Source organism: Hymenobacter glaciei, from assembly GCF_039539585.1.
Classification (GTDB): Bacteria; Bacteroidota; Bacteroidia; order Cytophagales; family Hymenobacteraceae; genus Hymenobacter; species Hymenobacter glaciei.
On the sequence record NZ_BAABDK010000017.1, the window covers coordinates 32,490 to 59,375 of the forward strand.

General features: G+C 59.9%; 25 protein-coding genes. 22 read left to right on the forward strand and 3 right to left on the reverse strand.

Features of this window, described 5'->3' with window-relative positions; translation table 11 throughout:
- Positions 1–4 precede the first annotated feature (4 nt).
- A complete protein-coding gene (locus tag ABD837_RS10980) occupies positions 5–475 on the reverse strand; it encodes an LSm family protein (protein WP_345054100.1) in 471 nt (156 codons plus the stop codon).
- A 305-nt stretch (positions 476–780) separates the two neighbouring features.
- On the opposite strand from ABD837_RS10980, the gene ABD837_RS10985 reads away from it, so the two are divergent.
- The 3 genes from ABD837_RS10985 to ABD837_RS10995 all read left to right on the forward strand — a co-directional run bounded on the left by ABD837_RS10985 (position 781) and on the right by ABD837_RS10995 (position 3,099).
- Positions 781–1,335, forward strand: a complete 555-nt coding sequence (locus ABD837_RS10985) for a DUF2911 domain-containing protein (protein ID WP_425554335.1) — start codon at positions 781–783, stop codon at positions 1,333–1,335.
- Between the two features lie 113 nt (positions 1,336–1,448).
- Entirely contained in the window at positions 1,449–2,486 is a 1,038-nt protein-coding gene (gene selD, locus ABD837_RS10990; RefSeq protein WP_345054103.1) for a selenide, water dikinase SelD, read from the forward strand.
- A 19-nt stretch (positions 2,487–2,505) separates the two neighbouring features.
- Entirely contained in the window at positions 2,506–3,099 is a 594-nt protein-coding gene (locus ABD837_RS10995) for a PH domain-containing protein (RefSeq protein ID WP_345054105.1), read from the forward strand.
- A 57-nt stretch (positions 3,100–3,156) separates the two neighbouring features.
- Here the strand turns inward: ABD837_RS10995 and ABD837_RS11000 are convergent, their stop codons facing one another.
- On the reverse strand, positions 3,157–4,566 hold the full coding sequence (locus tag ABD837_RS11000; RefSeq protein ID WP_345054107.1) for a hypothetical protein: 1,410 nt from the start codon (positions 4,564–4,566) through the stop codon (positions 3,157–3,159).
- A gap of 190 nt (positions 4,567–4,756) precedes the next feature.
- On the opposite strand from ABD837_RS11000, the gene ABD837_RS11005 reads away from it, so the two are divergent.
- The 19 genes from ABD837_RS11005 (at position 4,757) to ABD837_RS11095 (ending at position 25,327) form a co-directional block, all read left to right on the forward strand.
- Positions 4,757–5,182 carry a ribosome-binding factor A gene (locus ABD837_RS11005; protein WP_345054109.1) on the forward strand — a complete coding sequence of 142 codons (426 nt, stop codon included), beginning with the start codon at positions 4,757–4,759 and terminating at the stop codon, positions 5,180–5,182.
- Between the two features lie 96 nt (positions 5,183–5,278).
- Positions 5,279–6,088 carry a class I SAM-dependent methyltransferase gene (locus ABD837_RS11010; RefSeq protein WP_345054112.1) on the forward strand — a complete coding sequence of 270 codons (810 nt, stop codon included), beginning with the start codon at positions 5,279–5,281 and terminating at the stop codon, positions 6,086–6,088.
- A gap of 199 nt (positions 6,089–6,287) precedes the next feature.
- A complete protein-coding gene (locus ABD837_RS11015) occupies positions 6,288–7,520 on the forward strand; it encodes an FtsX-like permease family protein (RefSeq protein WP_345054115.1) in 1,233 nt (410 codons plus the stop codon).
- 193 nt (positions 7,521–7,713) lie between these two features.
- Complete coding sequence (locus ABD837_RS11020; RefSeq protein ID WP_345054117.1) at positions 7,714–10,692, forward strand: DEAD/DEAH box helicase; 2,979 nt, start codon at positions 7,714–7,716, stop codon at positions 10,690–10,692.
- Between the two features lie 200 nt (positions 10,693–10,892).
- Positions 10,893–11,474, forward strand: a complete 582-nt coding sequence (locus tag ABD837_RS11025) for a CsgE family curli-type amyloid fiber assembly protein (protein ID WP_345054119.1) — start codon at positions 10,893–10,895, stop codon at positions 11,472–11,474.
- 51 nt (positions 11,475–11,525) lie between these two features.
- Complete coding sequence (locus ABD837_RS11030) at positions 11,526–11,945, forward strand: curli production assembly/transport component CsgF (RefSeq protein WP_345054121.1); 420 nt, start codon at positions 11,526–11,528, stop codon at positions 11,943–11,945.
- An 86-nt stretch (positions 11,946–12,031) separates the two neighbouring features.
- The gene (locus ABD837_RS11035) at positions 12,032–13,501 is read left to right on the forward strand and encodes a CsgG/HfaB family protein (protein ID WP_345054123.1); all 1,470 of its coding nucleotides are present in this window, start codon (positions 12,032–12,034) and stop codon (positions 13,499–13,501) included.
- 217 nt (positions 13,502–13,718) lie between these two features.
- Positions 13,719–14,429: a hypothetical protein gene (locus ABD837_RS11040; RefSeq protein ID WP_345054126.1), complete on the forward strand. Its 711-nt coding sequence runs from the start codon at positions 13,719–13,721 to the stop codon at positions 14,427–14,429.
- Positions 14,430–14,562: 133 nt separating this feature from the next.
- Positions 14,563–15,186, forward strand: coding sequence for a hypothetical protein (locus ABD837_RS11045; protein WP_345054128.1), 624 nt, complete (start codon positions 14,563–14,565; stop codon positions 15,184–15,186).
- A gap of 66 nt (positions 15,187–15,252) precedes the next feature.
- A complete protein-coding gene (gene csgH, locus ABD837_RS11050; protein ID WP_345054131.1) occupies positions 15,253–15,636 on the forward strand; it encodes a curli-like amyloid fiber formation chaperone CsgH in 384 nt (127 codons plus the stop codon).
- Positions 15,637–15,693: 57 nt separating this feature from the next.
- Positions 15,694–17,208, forward strand: a complete 1,515-nt coding sequence (locus ABD837_RS11055) for a fibronectin type III domain-containing protein (protein ID WP_345054134.1) — start codon at positions 15,694–15,696, stop codon at positions 17,206–17,208.
- A 39-nt stretch (positions 17,209–17,247) separates the two neighbouring features.
- Positions 17,248–17,688: an SRPBCC family protein gene (locus tag ABD837_RS11060; protein ID WP_345054136.1), complete on the forward strand. Its 441-nt coding sequence runs from the start codon at positions 17,248–17,250 to the stop codon at positions 17,686–17,688.
- 131 nt (positions 17,689–17,819) lie between these two features.
- Complete coding sequence (locus ABD837_RS11065) at positions 17,820–19,019, forward strand: class I SAM-dependent rRNA methyltransferase (protein ID WP_345054139.1); 1,200 nt, start codon at positions 17,820–17,822, stop codon at positions 19,017–19,019.
- An 84-nt stretch (positions 19,020–19,103) separates the two neighbouring features.
- Entirely contained in the window at positions 19,104–20,339 is a 1,236-nt protein-coding gene (locus ABD837_RS11070; protein ID WP_345054143.1) for a hypothetical protein, read from the forward strand.
- Positions 20,340–20,534: 195 nt separating this feature from the next.
- Complete coding sequence (gene crtD, locus ABD837_RS11075) at positions 20,535–22,058, forward strand: 1-hydroxycarotenoid 3,4-desaturase CrtD (RefSeq protein WP_425554336.1); 1,524 nt, start codon at positions 20,535–20,537, stop codon at positions 22,056–22,058.
- A gap of 139 nt (positions 22,059–22,197) precedes the next feature.
- Positions 22,198–22,878, forward strand: a complete 681-nt coding sequence (locus ABD837_RS11080; RefSeq protein ID WP_345054146.1) for a carotenoid biosynthesis protein — start codon at positions 22,198–22,200, stop codon at positions 22,876–22,878.
- A gap of 91 nt (positions 22,879–22,969) precedes the next feature.
- Positions 22,970–23,395, forward strand: coding sequence for a TetR/AcrR family transcriptional regulator (locus ABD837_RS11085; RefSeq protein WP_345054148.1), 426 nt, complete (start codon positions 22,970–22,972; stop codon positions 23,393–23,395).
- Positions 23,365–23,565, forward strand: coding sequence for a hypothetical protein (locus ABD837_RS11090; RefSeq protein ID WP_345054151.1), 201 nt, complete (start codon positions 23,365–23,367; stop codon positions 23,563–23,565). Before ABD837_RS11085 ends, ABD837_RS11090 begins: the two co-directional genes overlap by 31 nt.
- 40 nt (positions 23,566–23,605) lie before the next feature.
- Positions 23,606–25,327 carry a M28 family metallopeptidase gene (locus tag ABD837_RS11095; RefSeq protein ID WP_345054153.1) on the forward strand — a complete coding sequence of 574 codons (1,722 nt, stop codon included), beginning with the start codon at positions 23,606–23,608 and terminating at the stop codon, positions 25,325–25,327.
- Here the strand turns inward: ABD837_RS11095 and ABD837_RS11100 are convergent.
- Entirely contained in the window at positions 25,220–26,713 is a 1,494-nt protein-coding gene (locus ABD837_RS11100; protein WP_345054156.1) for an ArnT family glycosyltransferase, read from the reverse strand. The two genes, ABD837_RS11095 and ABD837_RS11100, sit on opposite strands and share 108 nt — an antisense overlap.
- Positions 26,714–26,886: the final 173 nt, after the last annotated feature.

The window sequence follows — 26,886 nt, forward strand, 5'->3', positions numbered from 1 at the left end:
AAGCTTACTTAAAAGAGATAACGACCTTGGCCTCTGCAATGTCCCCGAAAGGAAAGAACGCGGCGGGCAGGGTGGTTTTCTTGGTTTTTTGTTTGATGACTTCCTCAATTTCCACGCCCTCGGCGGTGGCAGCGGTGAGGGTGCCGGTTTTCTCAGTGCCGTCGGCCAGTTTCAGAGCCAGCGAGCGGCCGATGTGGCGCGGGTACTGGCGCGGGTCGGTCAGGGGCTGGTCGGCGCCGGGGCTGGTGACCTCCAGCGAATACGCGGCTTCTTCGCCATAGTGCTCGTCGATGCGGCGGGCCAAGCGGCGGCTGATGGTGGCGCAAGCCTGGATGGCCAGGCCGTTGGGGCCGTCGAGGGTGACGGTGACCTTGGGCAGCACCGAATCGGACACGGTGAGGCTCACGATGAACAGCTCCTCTTCGCCGATGGCGTCGTGGAGCATTTCCAGCAGCAGGTTGCGGTCGAAGTGCATAAGATTTGAAACAAGTGGGCAAAAAAAGAGGGGACTGCGCGTCCCCTCTTTATCAGATTGAATACCAACTTCGGGGCAAAGGTACGACAATTGGCTGCCGAATGCAAGATGGAACAGCCGTAGGATGCCATCCCAACCTCTCTCCGTAGCATAGAGCAGCTAAACGGCAGGTGGTGATGAGATAACAGCTGCAACCGCGCCGGCACTTGGCGTCTTTATCAAACCTCGGCTGCTGATAAGAGGTTTGCGATTCAGCAGCCGATATTCACGGCCTCACTCATCCTCATTTTCAGTTGTTAATTCCCATGAAATCATTCTTGAACCTTCGCACCGCCGCTTTTGGTCTGACGCTGGCCCTAGCTGGTACCGCCGCCCAGGCCCAAACGATGCCCGCCACGATGCCGGCTCCCACCCAGGGCGCGGCCAAACCCAGCCCGGCGGCCACGGCTACCGGTAAGATTGGCGCAACCGACGTGACGGTGAACTACAGTAGCCCGGGCGTGAAAGGCCGCAAGATTTTCGGAGGCTTGGAAACTTATGGCAAGGTGTGGCGCGCTGGGGCCAATGAGGCAACGACCGTAGAATTTAGCAAGGCCGTTACGGTGGAAGGCAAGCCGCTGCCAGCTGGCAAGTATGGCTTCTTCGTGATTCCGGCCGAGAGTGGCCAGTGGACGGTCATATTTAATAAGGAGCCCAAGCAGTGGGGTGCTTTCAAATACGATGAAAAGCAAGACGCGCTGCGCGTGATGGTGACGCCGCGCAAGACTGCGGCCGTGACCGAGCGACTAGCGTACGAGGTGACATCCAAAGGTTTGGTGCTGCGCTGGGAAAACGTGGAATTGCCGGTGGCTATTAAGTAAGACTTCAAAACGACGGTAGCGTGGACGCTGCGGGTTTGCGTGTGGTTCCTACCACGCGCGGACTCGCAGCGTCCACGCTACATACTTTTGTACCCATCTCAATTCGATACCTAATGGAATATAAGCTCACCCAATACAGCCACGGCGCGGGCTGCGGCTGCAAAATCGCGCCGGCCGTACTCGACCAGATGCTGCACACCAGCATTGCCCAGCCGGAGCACCCCAACCTATTAGTGGGCAATGCTAGCCGCGACGATGCGGCGGTGTACGACATCGGCGGGGGCCAAGCGGTGATTTCGACCACCGACTTCTTTATGCCCATTGTGGATGATGCCTACGATTTCGGGCGCATTGCCTCGGCCAATGCCATTTCGGATGTGTACGCCATGGGTGGGCGACCGCTGCTGGCCATTGCCGTGCTGGGCTGGCCTGTGGACAAGCTACCGCCCGAAGTGGCGCGCCGCGTGCTGGAAGGAGCCCGCAGTATTTGCGCTGAGGCGGGGATTCCATTGGCGGGCGGGCACAGCATCGACTCGCCGGAACCCATTTTTGGGTTGGCCGTGACGGGTATGGTTGATATCGTAAACCTGAAACAGAACGACACGGCCACCGCTGGCTCAGAATTGTTCCTGACCAAGCCGCTGGGCGTGGGCATTATGACGACGGCCCAGAAGAAAGGCATTCTGCGGGATGAGGACGCCAGCATTGCGCCGGCCCAAATGATGCAATTGAACAAGATTGGCGCGGAATTGAGCCCCCTGAAAGCCGTGACAGCTCTGACGGACGTAACCGGCTTTGGCTTGCTTGGGCACTTGGCAGAAGTGTGCGAAGGCAGCCACCTGACGGCCGAAATCGACTTCAGCAAAGTGCCTCGAATTGCGGCGGCTGAAGCATACCTGAAGCAAGGCAGCGTACCTGGCGGCACCATTCGCAACTGGACCAGCTACGGCCACAAAATTGCCCCCATCAGCGACGAGCAGCGGGCGTGGCTCTGCGACCCGCAAACTTCGGGTGGTCTGCTGGTGTGCGTAGCCCCTGCCGGGCGTGCGGCCGTAGAAGCGGTTTTTGCCAAGTACGGACTGGCCCTGGAGAGCTTCGGCCACCTGCGGGCGCACGTTGAGGGCGAGCCCTGGGTACACGTGATGGCGTAGTCGCGCAGGTTCCTCAGGCATGAAATCGTCTTTTTTTCGCCCGCTGCTGGAAGTGGCCGTGGTGTTGTTTCTGGTGCTGGGCGCGGCGCGCTGGGTCACGGGGCTGTTCTCGAAGCGCACGCACATGTACCGGGCCACCGCGGCGCGGCAGATGCGGCTGTTGTTCTGGCCGTTACTGGCGCTGGGCGCCGGGTTGAGCGTGCTGCCCGCCGTGGCAATGGGTGATGCGCCCGTGAGCGGCTTTGAATGGGCGCTGACGTTAGGCTTCGTGGCTTTCACGCTGGTGCTAAGTGGGCCGGCGCTGCTACTGCACCTGCGCTACTGGACGTTGAACCACGACACCACGCTAACATTCCAGCCTACTGAAAACCGCTTCGAAGTGTACGAAGCAGGCCAGCGGGTGCCCTTTGAGCGGCGCGACCTGGCCCGCGTGGACCGCGTGACCTGCCGGGCCCGCCGCAGCTTCTGGGCGAAATACGATTACCTGACGCTCCACCTGCACGATGGGCGCAGCATCACCTTCACCTCCCTGCTGACGGAACTGGAGCCACTGGCTGTTTTCCTGCGCAGCGTGCCCACGGAGCGGAGCAGCCGGTATTGGTGCTGGATGTAGTAGAGATGGATACGAAAGCCCACCGGGCTTAACTACTTTCAGATTAGCTCTTTCCCTCTATTTCCGTTTGTACAAACCTGGCGTACCGGTAAGTTCGTAGGCCCCAAAGATGCCCGGAAGCAACTGCTTAAGGCGCGGCACATGGCTACCCTGGTCGAGCAGGTAAGCAGGAGGCTTCGGGCCCATTTTCTGGGCTACGCGCACCACAGCGGCATACTCGTTGAGGTGGCCGAAGTCGGCCTGCGAGAGCGTCCAGTCGAGGTAGGGCGTGACGGGATGGTTGTAGAAATAAGGGCGGTCGTCGGGGCCGAGCACTAGCAGCGTTTGGCCCCGAATAGCATCATAGCGCGGGTCGGGGGTGAGGCCGAAGCGGCTTTCGGCTGGCATGTGCAGGATGGCTTCGAGACGGGGCACGTAGGCGCGGTAGCGCAGCACCAAAGCCGCGTTCAGCAGCAGCAGCAGCACTAACTCCAGCCACCACAGCTTGCGGTCGTGTTGCCACAGGAACAGGCTGAAGTAGGCCATTGGGGCAAGCAGGAGCACCAGCACACCTGGCGCTGCGCCATGCTCTACCGCAGCAGCGGCGGCCGCCACTGCCAGCCACACCAACATCATCTGGCGGAACTTCACCTGAAAAACCAGGCCCAGCGAGGTACCCAACGCCCGCAGCAAGCCAGCGGCCAGCACCAGCATGGGCACCACCAGCACCCGCAGCTGCAAGCCAGCGGGCAGTCCGCTGGATATTAAGTCGTTCAGCCCCGTCTGCAGGTGCAGTCGCCAGAAATCAGGCAGTGCTTCTTTGTAGAAGAGAAACGTAGCAACCAATGCGTACGGGAACAGGAAGCCGCACAGCAATAGCAGGGAGCTGCGGAACGAACTGGCCGCGAAAATCACCACCGCAAACAGGCCCACTAGCACAAACAGGCCCAATGGCAGGTAGCAGAGGGCCCCCACTCCAATCAGAAACCCGGCCCGGAACAGGCGGCGGTTGTCGTAGCCCTCGCGGGAGGTGGGGAGCAGCGCGCTCAGGGCAAACACGATGAAGGTGTGGCCGAGCAACAGCGGCGATAGCGCATCTAAATCGGTGCTGATGCTGCCTACCAGCAAATACGTGAGCGCCGTGACATAGCCGCGGTCGGGGTGCACGTCGTAGCGGGCAAACACTAGGTTCAGGCGTAGTGCCTGGATGAGCAGCAAGGCCAGCGCCGTGATGCGGTAGAGCCACACGGGCCGGGCCAGCACAGCATCGAGGCCGGCGAAAAAAACCGCAGCCAGCGGAGCCGTGCCATCGTAGAGGTCGCGGTACGGAATGGCCCCGCCATGCAGCCGCTCGCCTACCAGCAGCGCCCGCAGCTCGGCCGCCGTGAGGGGCAGGCCCAGCCACAGCAGCGGCAGGCGCACGGCCAGCAGCAGCAGCAGCAGCGCCGCCAGCTGGGCGGGCAAAGAGCTTTTAAAAAAGCGAAGCAATGCGGGCGGGGATTAGGAATAAGGAAAAAGGGCTAAAGCAAAGGTATCGGCAGGACAGGTTCTGCCGGCCATGGCGGGAAACAGCCTAAGCGCACCGGGCCCGTTGTCGCGGCACGTCGCCCTTCCTTTTTATCACCTGCTTCTTATTCCTCACGCCCTTCTCCCCTATCCCGTACCTTTGCTGGTCATTATGGAAAGCAAACGACAACAGAAAATGGCCAGCCTGCTGCAACAGGAGCTGGCTTCCGTGCTCCAGCGCGATTTGCCGCATTTGTTCGGGGGCGGCATGGCCCCGGGCATCAGCACCGTGAAGGTGACGCCCGACCTGGGTCAGGCCCGCGTGTACCTGAGCCTGCTGCTAGGCGGCGATGCCGAACAGCGCCTGGCCATTATCCGCGACAACGGCAAGGAAATCCGCCATGCGCTGGCCAAGCGCATCCGCCAGACGGCCCGGGTGGTGCCCGAGCTTATCTTTTTTCATGACGACAGTGCGGCCTACGCTGCCCACATGGACGAGATACTGGGCACGCTCGTTATTCCGCCGGCCCCGAAGGACGACGCTTCGGGCGATGAAGAGGACAAGTCCGCCCGCCCGCGTCTTTTTAAAGGCGAATAATTATGAATGTGGAAATGTGTTGAAGTGAAAATGAGAAAATCGTTTTTCTATTTCCACTGCACATTTTCACGTTTCCACATCAGCACATTCTGAAACTTGTACTACGACCCGATTAAGAAGACGCTCGGCCAAGTGTTTAACCGCACGCCGTGGCTGCGACGGCTGTTTTACCACCTGCTCGATTTGCTGCTGCTGCGTACCTGGCACGTGCACCGCGAGCTGCGCCGCTGGGCCAAAGGCCGGACCCAAGAGCCCCTGAATATTCTCGACGCGGGCTCGGGCTATGGTCAGTACACGTACTGGATGAGCGGCTTGAGCTCAAAGTGGGACATTCTGGCCGTGGACGTAAAGGACGACCAGGTGGCTGATTCGAACCACTTTTTTCGACAGATTGGCCGCCGCAACGTGCAGTTTGCCGTGCAGGATTTGGTGCTGTATCAGGAGCCCAACACCTTCGACCTGGCTTTGTCGGTCGATGTGATGGAACACATTCTGGAAGACGTGGAGGTGTTCCGCAACATCCACGCTTCGCTGAAGGACGGTGGCATGCTGCTGATTTCGACCCCTAGCGACCAGGGCGGCTCCGACGTGCACGACGACGGCGAGACCAGCTTTATTGAAGAGCACGTGCGCGACGGCTACAACATCCGCGAGATTCAGCAGAAGCTGAGCACCGCCGGCTTCGAGCGCATCGAGGCCCGCTACAGCTACGGCGAGCCCGGCCAGATTTCGTGGCGGCTGAGCATGAAGTACCCCATTCTCATGCTGGGCAAGTCGCGCCTGTTTTTCGTCCTGCTGCCTTTTTATTACGCCGTGGTGTTCCCCTTCTGCCTGTTGTTGAACTGGCTCGATGCCCGCAGCACCCACGACTCGGGCACCGGCCTCATTGTGAAGGCCTGGAAGTAAATGATGAACTGGCTGAAATTCATTCGGCTAGTCACTTGCGGAAGCTGCTAACTGTCGGCTTTGTGCGGCTAACTTTCCTTTTGTGTCTTCGTTAGCGTAGCTTTCCGTTCGCAATTGCCGCGCGGCCTCTCTACTAGCACCCAAGGAATCGTCCACGGAATTCGCCTAACCGGCGTGAACTCCGACGAATCCGTGATTTATGAACGTTCCCTTCCTCATTGCCCGGCGCTACTTCCGTTCCAAGAATAAGCGCAACATCATCACCATCATTTCCAACATTTCGATGATTGGGGTGGCGGTGGGCACGGCTGCGCTCATCATTGTGCTGTCGGTGTTCAACGGGCTCGAGGACTTGGTGCGCACGCTCTACGGCAAGTCCGACCCAAACCTGGTGATTTCGGCAGCCAAGGGGAAAGCTTTCGATGTGGACCGCACGTTTCTGGTGAAGCTGGAGAACACCCCAGGCGTGGCCCTGCTCACGCAGGTAATTGAGGACAATGCCCTGCTGCAATACCACGACCGCCAAATGGTGGTAAAAATGCGCGGCCTCTCGGATAACTACTTCGGCCAGAGCCAGATTGATGCGAACATCCGGGAGGGCGACCACCGCCTGCACCGCGACAGCCTCGACGTGGCCTTGGTGGGCGCGGGCGTGCAGCACGAGCTCAGCATCACGCTCAACAACCGGCTGGCGCCGCTGCGCCTGCTCTACCCGCGCAACACGGCGGGCCGCAAAACCCTCAGCATGAACCCCGACCAGGCGTTCAACCAGCAAAGCCTGATTGCCGGCGGGGTGTTCCTCATCGAACAGCACATCGACGACAGCTACATTTTTGTGCCGCTTTCTTTTGCGCAGCAGCTGTTGGGCTACGGCACCCGGCGCACGGCGCTCTACGTGAAAGTGGGCCAGAGCTTCGAAATTGACCAAGTGAAGAAAGAGCTGCGCAAGCTTCTGGGCCCGGCCTATAAAGTGCAGGACTCAGACGAGCAGCACGTGAGCTTGTTTAAAGCCATCAAGGTGGAGAAACTGTTTGTGTTCATCACCTTCACGCTGATTCTGCTGATTGCCTCGCTCAATATTTTCTTCTCCTTGTCGATGCTCGTCATCGACAAGAAGAAAGACATTGCGGTGCTTCTGGCAATGGGCACCAGCCAACAGGCCATCCGCCGCACCTTTTTGTATGTGGGGGCTATTGTGGCGCTGGTAGGTGCTGCCGTGGGCTTGGTTACGGGAGTATCGCTCTGCTGGCTGCAACAGCGCTTTGGGCTGGTGAGCATGGGCATGGCCACGAGTGTAGTGGAGTCGTACCCGGTAAAAATGCAGCTATCGGACCTGGTGTTTACCTGCGTTTCCATCATATTCATTACCCTGGCCGTTAGCATTCGTCCGGCTATCAATGCAGGAAATCTGGATTTGCGCGAGAACTTATAAATAGCTCCTACCTATATCAGAGCTAACTCACTGGTTATCGGCGCACACCATGCCATTACACTGAAAGCCGGCCCATTTTGGGCCGGCTTTTTCCCGTTTTAGAACTAGGCTATCCTTACCAAAGTCACAAAAAGGCAATGTGTGAAATTCTTTTTTCGGACCTATCTTGCGCATTCCGCGAGCGTGCCCGGCTATGAAAGTATCTACTGCAGAACCTTTTCAAATCGTTTACTCCCTCTTCGAACACGAGTGCCTGGGGCATCTGTTTGCGGCGTATGTGGTGCAGCTTGGGCCACGGGGCCAGCTTACGCTGCAGCACCAGACGGTATCGGGCAAAAACGTACACGAGTTTGCGGAAGGCCTCGATGCCACCGATTTTGAGCTCGTGGCCCTTTGCGACCAGCTGCAGCAGGAAGCCATCGTGAAGGAATTCTGGCCCCGCAAAATTGCTACGGCCGAATTTTTTCTTAAAACCTATCACCCGGAAAAAGGCGACAAGCCGCTGCAGGAAGCCATTGCCCGGCAGGTGCAGGCGCGGATGGGAGCGGTGCTGGACCGCCTGGCGGGCAAGCAGGTATTCATCATGGGCCGCGATGGCGAGCCAACCTGGAAGGAAATTGGAATGGCTCCGGCCAAAGCCTCCATTCTCTTCCACTTCCGGCGCAACGAGGAGGGCACGCACTACTTCCCTACCATTCAATACCAAAGCCAGAAGCTCGATTTCCAATACAAGGACGCGGTGCTGGTGTGCCTGCAACCGGCCTGGCTATTGCTCGGCGACCTGCTCTACACCTTCCGCACCGAAGTAGACGGGCGCAAGCTCCTGCCGTTTCTCAAGAAGAAGTTCATTGTGGTGCCCCGGCAGGTAGAGGAAAGCTATTTCCAAAAATTTGTGGCCCCGCTTATGGAGTCCTTCGAGGTGCATGCCCGTGGTTTTGACATTCGGTCGGAGCGGTTTGTGGCGCGGCCGCACCTTACGTTCAGCGATGCCGTGCCAGCACCCGCCATGTCCGAAGCGCCGGTACGACCGCCCGGGCCGCCGCGCCGGGGCCGCATTCCGCAGCCCAAGCCCATTGCGCCGCTGCTCACCGGAGCCGAAACCGAGCAAATTCACTTCGAGCTTAGCTTCCGCTACGGCCCGCACCTGATGCCGCTGGGCGTGAACAAGCCCGTGAGTGTGCACCTTGAGAAGACCCCGGAGAGCTACGTATTCCATCGCCTGCTGCGCAACCCCGAGCAAGAGCAAGCCACCGTAGAAGAACTGCGCGTGCGGCACCTGAAGGTGGAGAACGGCCAGGTAACGCTGCCGAAGAGCGAAGCCTTTAAATGGCTGCACGACAACACCCCCGCACTCACCGAGCTGGGCTACACGGTAGAAGCAGCCACCTCGGCTACCAAAAACTATTTCATTGGGCCAACCAGCGTCCAGGTGGGCATTCAGGAGGCCGGCGACTGGTTCGACGTGCGCGGCACCGTGCGCTTTGGCGATATTGAGGTGCCGTTTATCCGGCTGCGGGGGCACATTTTGCAGCGCCGCCGCGAATTCAAGCTGCCCAATGGGCAAATTGCCATCATTCCGGAAGAGTGGTTTACGGACTACCTGGAGCTGTTTGCCTTTGGCGAAGAAACCGCCGATGGCCTGAACCTGCGCCGCCACCACCTGGCCCTGGTAGCCGACCTGCAAAGCAACGAGCTGGCCACCGTGCGCATGGGCCGCAAGCTGGCCAAGCTGCGCGATTTTGCCCAGGTAGAAGACCACCCGCTGCCGGCCGGTTTCCTGGGCGAGCTGCGCCCGTACCAGAAGGCCGGCTACAATTGGCTGCGCTTTGTGCAGGACTACCAGTTTGGCGGTTGCCTGGCCGACGACATGGGGTTGGGCAAGACGATTCAGACGCTGGCCATGCTGCAGCACCGCCACGAAAGCGGTGAAAACCATGACGCGGCCTCACTGCTGGTGCTGCCTACGTCGCTGGTGTACAACTGGCAAAGCGAGGCCGCCAAGTTTACGCCCGGCCTGCGCGTACTGGCCTATACCGGCACCTACCGAGAGAAAAACGCCGACCGGTTCGCCGACTACGACGTGGTGCTCACCAGCTACGGCATCGTGCGCCTCGACACCGAGCTGCTGGCCAGCTACCAGTTTGACTACGTGATTCTCGACGAGTCGCAGGCCATTAAAAACCCCAGCTCTACCACCTCACAGGCGGTACGGCAGTTGCGCTCGCGGCACCGCCTTATTCTCACAGGTACCCCCGTCGAGAACAGCACCATGGATTTGTGGTCGCAGATGTCCTTCATCAACCCCGGGCTGCTGGGCACGCAAGCGTTTTTCCGCAAGGAATTTCTCAAGCCCATCGAGAAAAACCAGGACGAAGGGCGTACCCGCCGCCTGCATGCGCTCATTAAGCCCTTCATACTGCGTCGTCACAAATCGCAGGTAGCCAAAGAATTGCCGGCCAAAACCGAGCATCTCAGCTATTGCCCCATGACGGAGGAGCAGGCCCACGCCTACGAGGAAACCAAGAGCTTCTACCGCAACAAGATTCTGCAGAACCTGGACGAGCACGGCCCGGCCAGCACGCAGTTTCTGCTGCTGCAAGGCCTAACCCGGTTGCGGCAAATTGCCAACCATCCGCGGCTGGCCGATGAACACTACACGGGCGAGTCGGGCAAGCTGCGCGAGGTGCTGCGCATGCTGCGCAACGTGGTTGCCGAAGGGCACAAGGTTTTGGTTTTCAGTCAATTCGTGCAGCACCTGGCACTGGTGCGCGCCGCCCTCGATGAGCGCCAAATGCCTTATGCCTACCTCGACGGTGCTACCCGCGACCGCAACGGCGAAGTGGCCCGCTTTCAGGAAGACGAGGAGCTGAAAATCTTCCTCATTAGTCTCAAAGCCGGTGGCGTGGGCCTGAACCTGACTGCTGCCGATTACGTGTTCCTGCTCGACCCCTGGTGGAACCCCGCTGTAGAGGCGCAGGCGGTCGACCGGGCGCACCGCATTGGCCAGCAGCGGCCCGTCTTCACGTATAAGTTCATCACGCAGAACACCGTAGAGGAAAAAATTCTGGCCCTGCAGCGCCGCAAGCTGGCGCTGGTGAGCGAGCTTATTGCCACCGACGAGGCCGTGATGAAGCACCTCACCCGGGCCGATATCGAAGAGCTTCTAAGCTAGAAGTAAACTACTGTCACCCCTACAGCCCCACCCGAGACTGGCCTCCCGCCAGCCTGGGTGGGGCTTTTCAGTAATATCAGGCCTCCGTAAAAACGAAAGGCTAAGGTGATAGAACGTCTAGTTATTTAATTATTCTTGCATTTATTTGAAATATATCTTACGTTTGCTTTCCTACTTCCCACCATATCCTTCGTTGTTTCATGCAGTCACTCCGCACGATTTGGCAGTTGCTGAGGCGCTTGGGCTGTGTAGCGGCACTGCTGGCGGGGGGAATATTGGCTAGCTTATCGGCACAGGGCCAGGCACGTGGCCGCCAGGCACTGCCTACTACCCCGGCAGTGGCACCCACCGGACGACCAGCTCCGTTGGCCCCGGCCAAGCTGGAGGAAGCGCTGCGCATGCTGCTGAAGGCCGATTCGGTGGCTTCACTTCAGGCCAAGCGCCGGGGGGGCGGCGAATCGCAGGGCCTCGTGCTCGACCAGGCCGTGACCAAGCTGGGCCACGACTTTTACGACCAGTTCTACAGCACATTTGAGGCCCCGATGGGCGTAGCAGACTATAACATAGTGGTAGCTGAACGGCCCGCGCGCGGCAACTCAGCCTTGGTAGTGCTTACAGTGAATGACACTGAGCTGCTAGAGTTGCCTTTACCTACCCGCGCCGACCAGATGGAAGAAATTGTGTCGGCGGCGGTGGAAACCGCCCAGGGCTTTCTGCAGGAAGCTTTGAACAACAGCCGCCAGCTCGAATCGGGCCACCACCTGCCACCCGAGCAGTTTTAGACTGCCTGCCCGACTTTATCCCTTATCGCTCATCCTTTTTTCTGCACGCTCATGAAATCATTTCTTACACTACTGCTGGCAACGATGCTGCTGGGAGTAACCCACGCCGCCCAGGCTCAGGACATGGTTTACCAGCCCAAAAACCCGGCCTTTGGGGGCGGCAACCCGTTCAACTACTCGTGGCTACAGGCTTCGGCCACCGCTCAGAACACCATTCCGGAACCAGTTGAGGCCTCCACAACTCAGGACCCGCTAACGCAGTTTGCGGCCAACCTCAACCAACAGGTACTGTCTCAACTCACCAACCGCCTCATTGCTTCGCAGTTTGGTACGGGGGCGATTCGGCCGGGCTCCTATACCGTGGGGGGTTACCAAGTGCAGGTAACCCAGGGCGCTTCGGGGGTGATAGTGCAAGTCACCGATACCGGTACCGGTAACCAGACCACCATTACCATTCCCAACGGGTTGTAGGCGGCAGCGCCGGTAGTCCGTTTTCTTACTGGTTGGCCCGGGCATGTGCCTGGGTTTCGGCCCCTACTTTCCTCCTTCTTTCTGCAATGAACTTATTACGACTGCGCCGGCTGGGGACCACCCTGGTCCTGCTGCCCACGTTCCTGGCTGCTTGTACACCGTATCTGCACCAGCACCTGCTGGGTACACAGCCCGCCCGATTGGGAGCCGAAGTTGCCGCTAATTCGCAATGGCGCGACCTGCCGGCCGCCAAGACCAAGTCGGTGGTGGCCGTTTACAAGTTCCGGGACCAAACCGGACAGTACAAGCCCCAGGAAAACGGGGCCAGCTTCTCGACGGCCGTAACGCAAGGTGCAACCACCATCCTGCTACGGGCGCTGGAAGAGTCGCAGTGGTTCGAGCCCATTGAGCGCGAAAACCTGGGCAACCTGCTGAACGAGCGCAAAATTATTCGCTCCACCCGCGAGGAATACGCGGCCCAGACGGGTAAGAAGCAGCCGCCACTGGCTCCACTGCTGTTTGCCGGCATCATTCTGGAAGGCGGCATCGTGTCCTACGATTCTAACATTCTTACCGGTGGAGCGGGGCTGCGCTACTTCGGGGCCGGCGCGTCGGGCCAATACCGGCAAGACCGGGTGACGGTGTACCTGCGGGCCATCAGCACTAATTCGGGCAAGATTTTTAAGACCGTCTATACCTCAAAAACCATTCTCTCGCAGCAAGTTGATGCCAGCTTGTTCCGCTTTGTCGATTTCAAACGCCTGCTCGAAACCGAAACCGGCTTCACGTACAACGAGCCCAGCGAGATGGCGGTGAAGGAAGCCATCGAGAAAGCGGTGGTGGCCCTTATTTATGAGGGCTTTGCCGAGCGGCTGTGGGCCCCACGCGACTCGACCGAGTACACCGGATACGGCATTCAGAACTACTTGTATGAGAAGAACCAGAACCTGGGCATCGACGTGCTGGGACGCGAGATGAAGCTCCGGCGCTCGCCCGTTGCCGTGGGCGCGAATGTGGCGGTGCAGCAATACTCGGGAGACTATTCTACCCCGCTGCGCCGCTTGGGAGCCGAAGCGACGCTACACTATCAGACCTCGCCTGCTACCAGCCTGTTCATCAACGTGGGCCGGGGCCAGTTGGCAGCGGGTTCGGGGGTTGGCAGGTTCAACCAAACGTTCGATTATGCCGAGGGTGGGGTGCTCTATCGGCTCTTTCCTTTCGACCGGTTCACGCCATATGGCTTACTAGGGGCGGGCGCTACCCTGCGCAGCATCCCGCGCAACGATGCCCCCACCGTTATCCCTCATGTACTCCTTGGCATCGGGGGCGAATTTTTACTAACTCCCCACCTGGGCATTAGCGCAGGGCTGGATAACCATTATTTCCTCAACGACCAGGTAGACCAGTTTAGAGCAGGCCGATACAACGACTACTACTGGAGTGGGCGCGTAGGCGCCGTGCTGTATTTCGGAAAAACAGCGCAAGAAAAAGCGCTTGCGAAACAGGCCAAATCAGCTGCCGAAGCGGCAGCTGAAAAGCAGAAAAAAGCAGATTAAGTATATCGAAATCATGATACCCAATAAATTATTACTATAAAAACATGCTTAAATGATGCATAAATCAACTTTTGTCATTATTTGAACAAATATTTTCAATATTTACCTAAATCTCTATTGACATTCTCATTTTTAATAGTATCTTTGATATGTTCTTCCGGAGAGAGCACATTTACACCTCAACCTTCACCCCCACATTTTCATACCTCCTACTTTTATGAAGACTCTGCAAAAACTTACCCTAATGGCTTTTGCCGTTCTATCGGCCGGCGTTGCAAATGCCCAGAATCCAGCTTCCCCTCACCAGACCTGCGCCAACTGCACGCCGCCAACCATCGTCCAGCCACCTCATGCCGGCCGCCCCGCCTGCCCCGGCTGCGGTACGGCGCCTAATGCTGCCGCCCAGGCTCGAGTCAATGCTGCTTTCGGCGCCCAGCCTACTCCAAACGTTTCCATCATCAACTCTTCATCGGTGTATCAGCGTGGCACCAATCAGTTTGCCTGCGTAGACCAAGTATTTGGTGATAACGTGGCTACCCTGATTCAGGACGCTGGCTCAACCACTGCGGCTGGTCGTAATGATGCTTTCCAGAACCAGTACAACCCCTCCACCACCGACAACCTAATGTATGGCTCGCAAAGCGGCGCCGACAACCTGTTGGTGCAGGGACAGTATGGCGGAGGCAATTTTGCCCGGGCTGAGCAGACGGGTAACCGCAACATTGGTGTGCAAAGCCAGGGTGCAGCCGGTGACCAGTCCACCTCGAGCTATGCTATCCTGACCCAATCGAGCAGCGATAACAAATCGGTGCAGTACCAGCGCGGCACGAATAACTATTCGGACGTAGCGCAGTACGACTGGAATGGCAGCTGGAGTGCTACCACCCAGTTGGGCTCTAACAACTCGGTGATTGTAAACCAGCACTAATTGACCCCGGGATGGCCCGCGGTAACTGCCGCGGGCTTCATCCTTATTTCTGCCGGGCTTCGTGCATGCCTCCGGACATGCCGGAGGTCCGGCAGAATTCGGTTTATCCCCTCCCTAACTTTCCTTCCCAGCCATGAAAAAACTTCTAGTTCTCTGCCTGGCTTTAGCAGCCGGCACGCCACTGGTGGCCCTGGGCCAAGGGGCCGAGTCGTCGGCCCCGTCGGCCGCTCAGCAGACGGCAGAAGAAATTGGCTTAGACCGGCTGGCTTCGGCTACCAGTGCACTGCGGCCGAACGATGCCCGCAACCTAAGTGTGTTGCGCCAGGCTGGCCAAGGCAATCAGGCAGCTATTGAACAGGTGAGCCAAGGCAGTAGGCTCAATGAGGCGCTTATTGTGCAAGCCGGAAATGCCAATGTTGCCGGCTTTTACCAGTACGGCAGCGGTAACCAAGCGAGTCTGATGCTGGAAGGCAACCGCAACACTGCCACAGTGGACCAGCGCGGCAGTAGCAACACGTTTGATGGCCGCGTGGTGGGCGACCGCAACGACGTGGACGTCGTGCAAAACGGCCAACACAATAGCGCTACGCTTGAGGTAGTCGGCAATGGCCGCAGTTATCCCGTGCTGCAAGTTGGAGATTACAACCAGTTGACGCAACGCGAAGCGGCTGGAACCAAGGCTCCCCTGGGCTACGGCGTGGAGATGCGCGGTACCGGCATCCGACTCACCATCGAACAAGGGCGCGCACAGCCTTAAGGTCAACGGATTTTCCGCATTTTCTTCCGTACCCTTTCCGCTTCTCCACCTTCTCCCTTCTGAGCTATGAAACGCGTCCCGTTGGTGCTGGCAGCTTTAATGGCGCAGCTCGGCGGGGCGTTTGTGCAGGTACCCGGCCCATGCCAGGCCCGGGTCGAGCTTACGCAGCACGACCAGATGCTGACCGTAGCCGGACACTGCCGCAGCACCGCCCCTGAGCCGGCACGCTACCGCTACCAGCTACTGCTGGTGCGCCAAAGCCGCGCCGGCCGCTCGCAAACCAGCCAGGGCGGAGAATTCACCCTATTGCCCAATCAGGATTTGGTGCTATCGGAAGTGCATGTGAGCAGGCTGGCACACGATGAATACACAGCAAAACTGCTGATTTTCAATTTGACAGGCCAAGAAGTGGCGCGCGATTCAGCCGACCAGACTATGATAGTGCATTAATATTCCCACTTTTTCTTATCTTTCCTCCCCTTCTTCTGCATCTTTTCTTTCCCAACCATGAGAATTGGTTTATTGTTGCTCACTGGCTGGGCGTTAGTCCTTAGCGCCCTCAGTGGCTGTGAAGACGTCACGGTCGAACCAACTACTTATGGCAGCGTCGACGTGACGGTGGTCGATGCCCGCACCAACCAACCACTATCCAATACGGGCATCAGCACGAATCCCGCCACGGGCTCGTATCTGACCGATGCACAGGGCCACATTTTGCTCTTGCAGGTGCCAGCGGGCCTGGTCGCGGTATCGGCACGACGCACGGGTTACTCCGGGCTCACCACCAACGTGAACGTGGCGACCGGGCAAACGCAGAAAGTAGTCATACAGCTTGATAAGCCCAGCAGCTCCACGCCACCCAACGCACCGGTGCGCCCCGCCCCAGTTACGGGGGCGACCGGCCAGCCCACCGACGTGGCCCTGAGTTGGCACCCCAACGGGGCTACCCGGGCCGACTCGCTGCGCTACGACGTTATCCTCTTCGAAAGCAACAACCTGAACCAACGCACCCTGCTTTCGAACTCGAAAGACACGGTGGTGACGGCTACGGGCCTGCTTTATAACACAACTTACTACTGGCAGGTAACGGCCCGCAACACCGGCGGGGCGAGCGCCCGTAGCTCGGTGTGGAGCTTCCAGACCGGGCCGCTGCCCGATAACCGCTACTTGTTTGCGCGCACCTCGGCGGGCAATACCGACATTTATTCGTCGGACAACACGGGTGGCAGCCTGGTACGGCTCACGTCCTCAGCGGCCGTGGAAACAGCCCCGCAGCTGAGTCCCCTGCGCGACATTGTGGCTTATACCTCGAATGCCACGGGCCAATACCAACTATACACCATGAACCGCGACGGCTCGAACCAGCGCCAGATTACGGCGTTGTCGGTGGAAGGCTACAGCAATGCGGGTGTAGGCTACCGGTGGTCGCCGGACGGGGCGCAAATCATTTACGCGCACTACGACCAATTGTACCGCATCAACCGCGACGGCTCGGGGCTGACGCTACTGGCCACAGCCCCGGCCGGCCGCCACTTCCGCGAGTGCGACTGGACATCGCAGGGCAACCGATTGATAGTGCAAACAATTGGCTCTAACCCCTACGACTCCGAACTGTACTTCTACAACGTGGACGGCACCAACCCGGTGCTGTTTATAGGCAACCTGCCGGGCCGCCTCGACTCGCCCAGCTTCAGCATCGATGGCACCCGCGTAGTGTACACGCGTGATGTAGCTGGCTTCAATAGCCCCGCTGGTCGGCAGCTCGATTCGCACATCTTCATTCAGCGAGTGGATGGCACCGGCACGCCGGTAGACGTTTCAAGCGGCAACGCATCAGCGAATAGCACCAAGCCGGTCGGAACCAATGACCTGACTCCTCGCTACTCCCCCGACGGCTTCCGATTGATTTTTGTGAACCGGGTGAATGACGACTTAAGCCCACCGGAATTGTGGACCGTTAACCTAGACGGTATTGGCCGCACAAAACTATTTAGCAACGCTTTCCTGCCCGATTGGAAGTAACCCGCTGAACTAACTGCCCATGGCTGGGTTATCAGGGCCATGCGCGTAACTCTTGGCACTCCCGTTTCGCAAGCGCCGGCCCAGGTAATGGCCGGCTTTACCCGCGCGCTTTTCGAGGCGCTGGCACCACCGTTTCCGAAGCTGCGGGTGCTGCGCTTTGATGGCTGCCGTGCTGGCGACCAAGTGGAAATTGAGCTGGATGCCGGGTTAAAGCGCCTAGCCTGGACCTCGCTGATTACCGATGCCGGCGTACGGCCCGACGGTACCCATTTTTTCATCGACGAAGGCCAGGTACTGCCCCCGCCCCTGCGCTACTGGCACCATCATCACCGCATTGAGCCCGGGCCGGGTGGTGGCAGCGTGATTGTGGACGACCTGGAATACCGCACCGCTTCGCGCTTGCTCGACGTGGTGCTATACCCGGCCATGTGGGCCCAGTTTGCCTGGCGGCAGCCCATTTACCGGCGCTGGTTTAAGTAGAGCTGTTTGTTGTTTCTGCGAGGGAATAACGTTGGTAGAATCGGCGATAAATAGTCCTCAGCTGCCTCCTTCGTCGGAATAACAGTGCCCTTGCGGGCGGCCCCGGCGCGGGGCCGTACCTTTGCCGGCCTATGCCGAACTCCGCCACCATCGTCCTCAAGAACGGAAAAGACCACAGCCTGCGCCGCCGCCACCCCTGGGTGTTCTCGGGCGCTATTGCCCGCATGCTGGGCGAGCCCCAGGAGGGCGAGCCCGTACGCGTGGAAGCCATCAACGGCGAATTGCTGGGCGTGGGCCACTTCTCAGGCGGCGGCTCCATCGCCGTGCGTATGCTCGATTTCGGGCCTGAAGCCGAATTGCCTACTGCTGCCTACTGGGAAGAAAAGCTGGGCAACGCCTACCGCCTGCGCCAGCGCCTGGGCCTGACGGGCACCGCCGACACCAACGTATTCCGGCTGGTACACGCCGAGGGCGACGGCCTGCCGGGCCTCATCATCGACGTGTACGGCGACACGGCCGTGGTACAGGCGCACAGCGTGGGCATGTACCGCGCCCGGCCTGAAATTGCCGCAGCCCTGCAAGTGGTATTTGGCGATAAGCTGCGCGCCATTTACGACAAGAGCGCCGAGACTGTGCCCGGCAACGCCGTGCCCGACGCCAAGAACGGCTACCTGTTTGGCGAAAGCTCGGGTGCCGAGCATGTGGTAACCGAAAACGGCCACCAGTTTGCCGTGGATTGGGAAACAGGGCAAAAAACCGGCTTTTTCATCGACCAGCGCGACAACCGCGCCCTGCTGGCCCGCTACTCGCCCGGCCGCAAGGTGCTCAACACCTTCTGTTACACCGGTGGCTTCTCGGTGTACGCGCTGGAGGCCGGCGCCGAGCTGGTGCACTCCGTCGACTCCAGCAAGAAGGCCATTGCCCTCACCGAGCGCAACGCCGAGCTGAGCCAGCACGCCGACCGCCACGCCGCCTACCCCGACGATGTGCTCGGCTTCCTGAAAAACCACTCGGCCCAGTATGACTTGCTGGTGCTCGACCCGCCCGCGTTTGCCAAGCACATGGGCGCCCGCCACGCCGCCCTGATGGGCTATAAGCGCCTGAACATGGCCGGCATTGCGCACCTCGCGCCGGGCGGGCTGCTGTTCACATTCTCCTGCTCGCAGGTAGTGAGCCCCGAGCTGTTTGAGGGTGCGGTGCTGGCGGCGGCTATTGAGGCCGGCCGGCCGGCGCGCATTCTGCACCGCCTCACCCAGCCCGCCGACCACCCCGTGAGCCTGTTCCATCCGGAAGGCGCTTACCTGAAAGGCTTGGTGCTGGCCGTGGAGTAGAATGGGAGCAGATGGTGGCATCGCCACCGTCTGGCATCTACCAAACTCGGCTTCACAGTGGCTGAATTATATCGTTGTTTACGCATGCTGATTCGCTTGTTTACGGGGCCATTGGCTGCGGTTTTTCTGCTGATGGCCGTAAGCTGCAACCAAACTCAGCACGCTGAAACGGCCACACCGCCGAAAGCCGATGCCCCCGTTGTGGCCACGCCGGCCCGACCTCGCGTTGTGCGGGATACGGCCGATGTGAGCCAGACCAGCCAGTACAACGAGGAAGGGCAGGACACGTCTTTCTGGCTCGGCCGCCAGCGCTACCGCTTGCTGCTACGAGCCGAAACCGACTCTACCAAGCCATTGGTCGCGGTAAGTGAGGGCCTGGTGGGCGGGGCCTTTGCCGACGATACTAGCACCTTTGCCCAAACGCAACGCGTGCGCGGCTACGAGGGCGGGCAGGTTATCACCTTGCTCGCCCCAGCTGGCCAGCCGGTGTTTCGGCGGCGGCTGCGCAAGCAGGACTTTTTCTCGGTGGCCAGCCGCGACATCGTGACGGTGAGCGACCCGGCGCGGCCCCGCTTTATTGGCTACCACGGCCCAAGCCAGACCCTGGTATTCACGCTCGGCATTGGCATTCCGTCCAGCGACGTGGGGCAGCAGTGCGTAATAATGCTGGGCCTCGATGGACAGGTGCGCCGCCTGGCTCCGAGCTATTCGTCTAACTGGAGCGCGCCGGACTGCGCCCCCCGCCTGCTGGCCGATGGCACCGTGCTAACCTGCCAGGAGTTGTTGGGACCCGACGGGCGCCGGGTGAGCCTGCTTAAGCCGAAAGCAGAGCTTGTCGCGGCCCTGGTGCTTTCCGATTCGACCCTGCTTACCATGTATCAGTACGGCGAATACCGGGACCGACCGGTGGAGGGCGGCAACCCGCTCGACGTAAGCGCCGGCTTTTACGAACCGGAATGGGCGCCCGACCCCCGCAAGCGCGATTCGCCCAATGCCTTTGTGGTTAATGCCCGGGGGCAGGTGCGGCAACGTTTCCGGTACCAGGGATTCGGGGGCGCTATGGGGTACGAAGTGCCCCGGCACTACGTGCCCGCGTCGCACACCTACTACCTTCTCGATGAGGAACGGGGCCTTTGCCTGCTCGATAAGCAGCGGCCTACGCTTGCTCGGGAGCTGCTGTTCCGACAGATGGAGCGGTTCCGCAAGCCCCTCCGGCCAGCGGAAGTGCCGTTCAGCATCGAAACTGAGACGAGTGCCTTTACCTTCTACGCCGATACCCTGCACCCGGAAAAGGTGCGGTATCAACGGAAAGTGCGGTAGCCTGCAGGACGATTCTCCCTCATCAGTACCAGTGGGGCACCCGCCGGCGCGCATTCTGCCCCGCCTCCCCCAGCCTGCCGCCTATCTGGCAAATCTGTTTCATTCGGAAGGCGCTTACCCGAAGGGCTTCGTGCCAGTAATGGAATAGTCTGCTTTATTTTTGGCGACCTCCGCTAAACTTCTCCCCCCGGTGCGTTGGTTAGCAGTCCAGTGTTCAAGAAAAAGACAACCAACATCGCGCCTTCGCGGCAGCCGGTAGCAATTATCGGCGCGGGCATTGCGGGGCTGGCCACAGCGGCCCGGCTGGCGGTGGCCGGGCACCCCGTTACGGTGTTCGAAGCCGGCCCCACATTTGGCGGGAAGATGCACCAGTTTGCGCTGCCCGGCGGGTACCGTTTCGATGCCGGGCCGTCGCTGTTCACGCTGCCGCAACTGGTGGACGACATTTTCCGGCTGGCCCATCGCGAGCCGGCCGACTACTTCCGCTATGAGCGGCTCGACCCCATTACCCGCTACTTTTTTGCCGATGGCACCCGACTTACGGCCTGGGCTGATGCGGCGAAATTTGCGGCAGAAGTAGAGGAAAAGCTAGGTACTCCGGCAGCCGACGTAACCCAGTTTCTGGCGCGGGCGGGCCAGGTCTACGACGCCACCGCGGGGACTTTTTTGCACAAGTCGCTGCACAAGCCGGGCACTTATTTCAGCCCCGAAACCCTGAAGGCGGTGGCCGCGCTGCCGCAGCTGGGCCTGCTGGGCACCATGCACGAGCGCCACGCCAAGGCCTTTGGCCGCGACCCGCGCTTGGTGCAACTCTTCGACCGCTACGCCACCTACAACGGTTCGGACCCTTACCAGGCCCCCGCCACGCTGAGCATGATTCCGCATTTGGAGCACGGCATTGGGGCATTTTACCCGGAAGGGGGCATCTACGCCATTGCCGCCAGCCTGCACCGGCTCGCCGAGGAATTCGGCGCTAAATTCCGCTACAACGAGCCGGTGGAGGAAATTACGGTCGCCGATAAGCGCGTGACGGGCCTGCGCACGGTGCTGGATGTGTACGATTTTGGCCGGGTAGTGAGCAACATGGACGTGGTGCCTACCTATCGCCGCCTGCTGCCCCGCGAGCCCGCCCCGGAGCGCACGCTCAGCCAGCCCCGGTCTTCCTCGGCGCTGATTTTTTACTGGGGCATTGCCCGCGAGTTTCCCGAGCTGGAGTTGCACAACATCTTCTTTTCGGAAGATTACCGGCGTGAGTTCGACGCTATTTTCCAGGAGAAAACGGTGGCCGACGACGTGACGGTGTACGTGAACATCACCTCCAAAAAAACGCCCACTGATGCGCCGGCTGGCCACGAGAACTGGTTTGTGATGGTGAACGTGCCCCACGACCAGGGCCAGGACTGGGCCGTTCTGACGCAGGCCACCCGTGCCGCCGTATTGCGCAAGCTGCATCGCGGGCTGGGTGTGGATGTGGAGCCGCTGATTGTGGCCGAGCAGACCTGGACCCCACCCGGCATTGCAGCCGATACGTCGTCGTTTGGCGGGGCACTCTATGGCAGTTCCAGCAACAATGCGCTGGCCGCTTTTCTGCGGCACCCGAATTTTTCGGGGCGGCTCGAAGGGCTGTACTTTTGCGGCGGCTCCGTGCATCCGGGCGGCGGCATTCCGCTGTGCCTGCTATCAGCCAAAATCGTTTCGTCCTTAATTAATGAGGAATGATTTATAGTCATTTGTCATCCTAAGCACAGCGAAGGACCTTATCACGACTGAGCAGACTATTGCGAGTTGTTTAAAAGTGATAAGGTCCTTCGCTGTGCTCAGGATGACAGGCGTTTATACTCAGGCTTCATTCTCTTCTATGCTTGATTACACTGAGCCGCTCGCGGCTGCCAGTACCCGCCGGCTGCGCCTGGCCCAGGGACTGGTGCTGTTGTTCCACGTCACGGGCTTCGTGGGACTGGCTTTTTCCAAAGACTCCAGCTTCTACCTGCGGTTTACGCCGCTCACGCTGGGGCTCACGGCGCTGTTGCTGCTGTGGATGCAGCCCGAGCGCGATGCCAGCTTCTGGGGCTTTTGCGTCACGGTGGTGCTGCTGGGCTTCGGGGCCGAATTTGTGGGGGTGAACACGGGCAAGGTATTCGGGCACTACACCTACGGCGACACGCTGGGCTTCAAGCTGTTTGACCAGCAGCCCTTTCGAGGGGTACCGCCCATGATTGGCCTGAACTGGCTGGTGCTGACGTATCTATGCGGCATGCTGGTGCGCTACCTGCCCCTGGGCGAACTGGCCCGCACGCTGCTGGCCGCCGCCCTCATGGTGGGCTTCGATGCCTGCCTGGAGCCGGTAGCCGGCCAATACGATTTCTGGCATTGGACCGCGGGCGTGATTCCGTTCCAGAACTTTCGCGACTGGTTTATTTTTGCCTGCATTCTGCAAATGTTGTTCAACCGCACCACCTTTGCCAAGCACAACCCGCTGGTGCCTTTGGTGTACCTTACGCAGCTGTTGTTCTTCTTTTTGCTGGGTGCGCTGAACTAGAACGGGCCGCTGAACGCCCTCCCCGCCAAACTTGTCCGGCAGCCGCATCACTGGCAACAACGCCGTTTTTTCGCCTATGCTCAACTCTACTATGCCAACAACTGCACTTGAGGCAACCCTGCCGGTTTTTCATCAACACGGCCTGCACCAAGCCTCGGATGCAGCCCTGGCCGAGGCGCTGCAGATTCCGCAGGCCGAGCTGGCGGCCCGCTACGGCGACCGCGCCGCGCTGGTGCACCAAATGACCCTGGCCGACCTGGACCGGCAGAAACGCGACCATGACAAGCTTTACGCGGAATTCTCCACGCCTGTGGAGCGCCTCTACGCGCTGATTCAGTACGGCATCGACAACCTCCAGCAATTGCCGGCCACCTACTACGCCGATTTGCAGGGCTTCCCGGCCGCCTGGGAAGCATTGATGAACCATCTAAGCAGCTATTCGGCCCCCAGCTGCAGCAACTGCTCAACGACGGCATCCGCCAGAAGATGTTTCGTTCTGATATTAACATTCAACTAGTTACCAAGGTGATTCTGGAGCAAGTCAACATGTTGTTGAACCCGAACGTGTTTCCGCCCGACCGCTACAATATGGTGGAGGTTTTCCGCAGCATTTTCCTGTACTACATTCGCGGTATCTGCACCGATGAAGGCGCGCGGATTGCGGCCGAGCATTTTGCCCGGCTGTAGGCAGCTCCGGCGTCGCGGCCGGGGGTAACTCTCTGTACGGATGCGTTTATCAACTTTGTGCGGCTGGCTGGTGTCGGCCGCCACGGGCCTGCTGCTGGCAGCCTGCCAGGGCAACACCTCGACTTCGGAAACAGCCACCACAACCGCCGAAACCGAAGCGGCACCGACCGACACGGCCAGTGTGCCAGCCCCGAACGACGGCATCACGCCGGCCCTTATCGGGCAGCACATCAAGGTGCTGGCGTCGGACGAGTTCCAGGGCCGGCGACCGTTTACGGCCGGCGAGGACAAGGCCACAACTTATCTGGCGTCGGAGTTCAAGAAACTGGGCCTGCAGCCGGGCGCCAACGGGTCGTACTTTCAGGCGGTGCCGCTGGTGGAAATTGCCGGCAAGCCCGACTCGATTGCGACCGTGACGGGCCAGGGCAAAACGCTGCAACTGAAGTACCGCGACGACTTCATGTTCCTGACCGAGCAGGAGAAGACGGTGGTCGACATCAAGAGCTCGCCGCTGGTGTTTGCCGGCTACGGCGTGACGGCACCCGAGTACCAGTGGGACGACTACGCCGGCCTCGACGTGAAAGGCAAGACAGTGGTGGTGCTCATCAACGACCCCGGCAACGCGGGCAACGACACCACCATGTTCAAAGGCAATGCCATGACGTACTACGGCCGTTGGGGCTACAAGTACGAGGAGGCTGCCCGCCACGGCGCCACCGGCCTGCTCATTATTCACGACACCAAACCAGCCTCTTACCCCTGGACGGTGGTGCAAAGCAGCAACGGCGGCGCCAAGCTGCACCCGCAAACTGCTGACCACGGTGCCAGCAAAGTAGCCCTCGAAGGCTGGATGACGCTGGACGCGGCCAGGAAGCTATTCGCGGCGGCCGGCCAGAACTACGACGAGGCCTACACCGCGGCCAACAAGCGCGGCTTCAAGGGGAACGCATTGGGGCTAAACATCAGCACGACCATTCGCAACAAAATCACCCGCAAAACCTCTAAGAACGTGGTGGCCGTGCTGCCCGGCACCACTCGCGCGAAGGAGCACATCATCTACTCGGCGCACTGGGACCACCTGGGCGTAGGGAAGCCCATTGCGGGCGACTCGATTTACAACGGTGCGCTCGACAACGCCAGCGGCTGCGCGGGCCTGCTGGCCATTGCCAAGGCCTTTGTGCAGGCCAAGGAGAAACCCGGCCGCAGCATCGTGTTTCTGGCCGTGACCGGCGAGGAGCAGGGCCTACTGGGGTCCGACTACTACGCCCAGCACCCGCTGTTTCCGGTGGCCAGTACGGTGGCCGACATTAACATGGACGAGCTGCTGGCCTTCGGGCCGATGCGCGATGTAACCATTGTGGGCTACGGACAGTCGGAGCTGGACGAGTACGCCCGAGCCGCTGCCAAGGAGCAAAACCGCTACCTCATCCCCTTCCAGCACCCCGAAACCGGCAGCTTCTACCGCTCCGACCATTTTAGCTTCGCCAAGGTGGGCATTCCGGCCCTCTACGCCAGCGGGCAGTTCGACAGCCGCCTGCACGGCAAAGCCTTCGCCGAAAAGCAGCGCAAGGACTTCGAAGAGAAAGCCTACCACCAGCCCGCCGACCAGTACGACCCCGCCTGGGACCTGCGCGGTGCTGCCGAAGACGCCCGCCTAATGTTCCGCGTGGGTCAAAAACTGGCCGGCGAAACCACCTTTCCCAAGTGGAAAGAAGGCTCGGAGTTTAAGGCCACGCGGGAGAAGAATTCGCCAAAGGGATAAGCAGGACCGCAGCGGCCGGTAAATAAACCGGCGCGGGTTGCTCACCTGTAAAAGCCGCCACGCGCAAGCCTCGGCGGCGCAACTGCTGGTATTCAGCCGCAGTAGCCAGCCAGTATACACGTTCTGGTGAGAATAGAACATAGCTTCTACCTCGGCTAGTGGCGGGGCATTGAAAACCACGTAGCCCGGCGGTACTACTGCATCGAGGTGGCGGTAAACGCCGCTGCGCTGCATTTTGACCTGCCGCTCCTGCTCGGTGCTGGCAGCAGCAAACCGAAGGGTATGGTGCTTAAGCAGCGACAGCGGCCTCAAGTCGAGGGCTAGTATCAGTAGTAAAAGCAGGCCTTCGGTAAGGCCCGGCCAACGGTTGGTGGCCGGGCTGATGCGAGCGCCGATTTTCACCCACGCCAAGGCTGCCAGCAGCAGCACTACTGGCGCAGCGACGTATGTGTACGAGGGCATTTTAGTGGCTGCCAACGAATAGAATCCGAATATTAGCCCACAACTGACCAGCAGCGGACGTAACGCCCGGCCCCGCCCTGCGGCAGTAAACACAAGCGCCAACCCAATCCCCACGAACACCACCAGCCACTGGTATTGGTACCACATGTTGTGCGTGAGGTAAAAATACCACGGCCCGCCCTGCCCTTCCAGGGCCTCGCCAAAGTGCCGGGCGGCATACCGCGCTTCGAAAGCACTTTCGAGCGGAAACTGGGAGTGGCTATACACCTGCCACGGCAGTGCGACTACAGCCGTGAGGGCACAGGCACCTGACAAGCGCGCCCACTCCTGCACTGTCGAACGACGCTTTTTATCCAGTAGCAGCTCGATGAACCATGCCGCATACACCACGAGGCCCGGCAACCACTTGCACAGCACCGCTGCTCCGGCAAACAGGCCAGCCAGCATGCACCAGCGCCACGGCCGGGTGCTGGTGCGGCTTTCGTAATACGCCCACATGCTGGCCGTGACGTAAGCCAGGAAAGCGGCGTCGTTGTGGTCGACGCTTTGCCAGCCGGTGGTGAGCTCAAGTTGATAGTAGGCGAAGGCTAGCAGCAACGCAGCCCGGTAGCCGATGACAGCCGAGAAAATGAGGCGGCCCAATCGATACTCCGGCCACAGCAGCAACGACCCCAGCAAGGCACTGGGCAGGCGCAACGCCATTTCGTTAGTGCCGAACAGCTGCATGCTCAGTGCCATTTGCCACAGAAACAAGGGCTGTTTATGCAGCCAAACGTGGTTACTCGTCCACAAGCGGTAGTCGTAGGGCAACACCGGTCGGGCCCGCAACTGAGGAAGCAAGAAATTGGCCTGCAGGTTTTTGGCCACCAAGGCATGAAACCGTTCGTCCCAATCGTGCAAGAAAGGGTCGAGCCCAATGAGCAAAAGCCGCAGACTCAGGGCCGCTCCTATTAACAGCCCAACAGCCCGATTTATTTGCGATTGCTTGTAGGCAACCAAGCTCAAGGCTGTACAAGCAATACTGATAGTGGCCAGAAGCCCATTCAACCACATCATAGGGTAGCCGTTAGCGCCTGTTTCAATTATTGCCACCAATG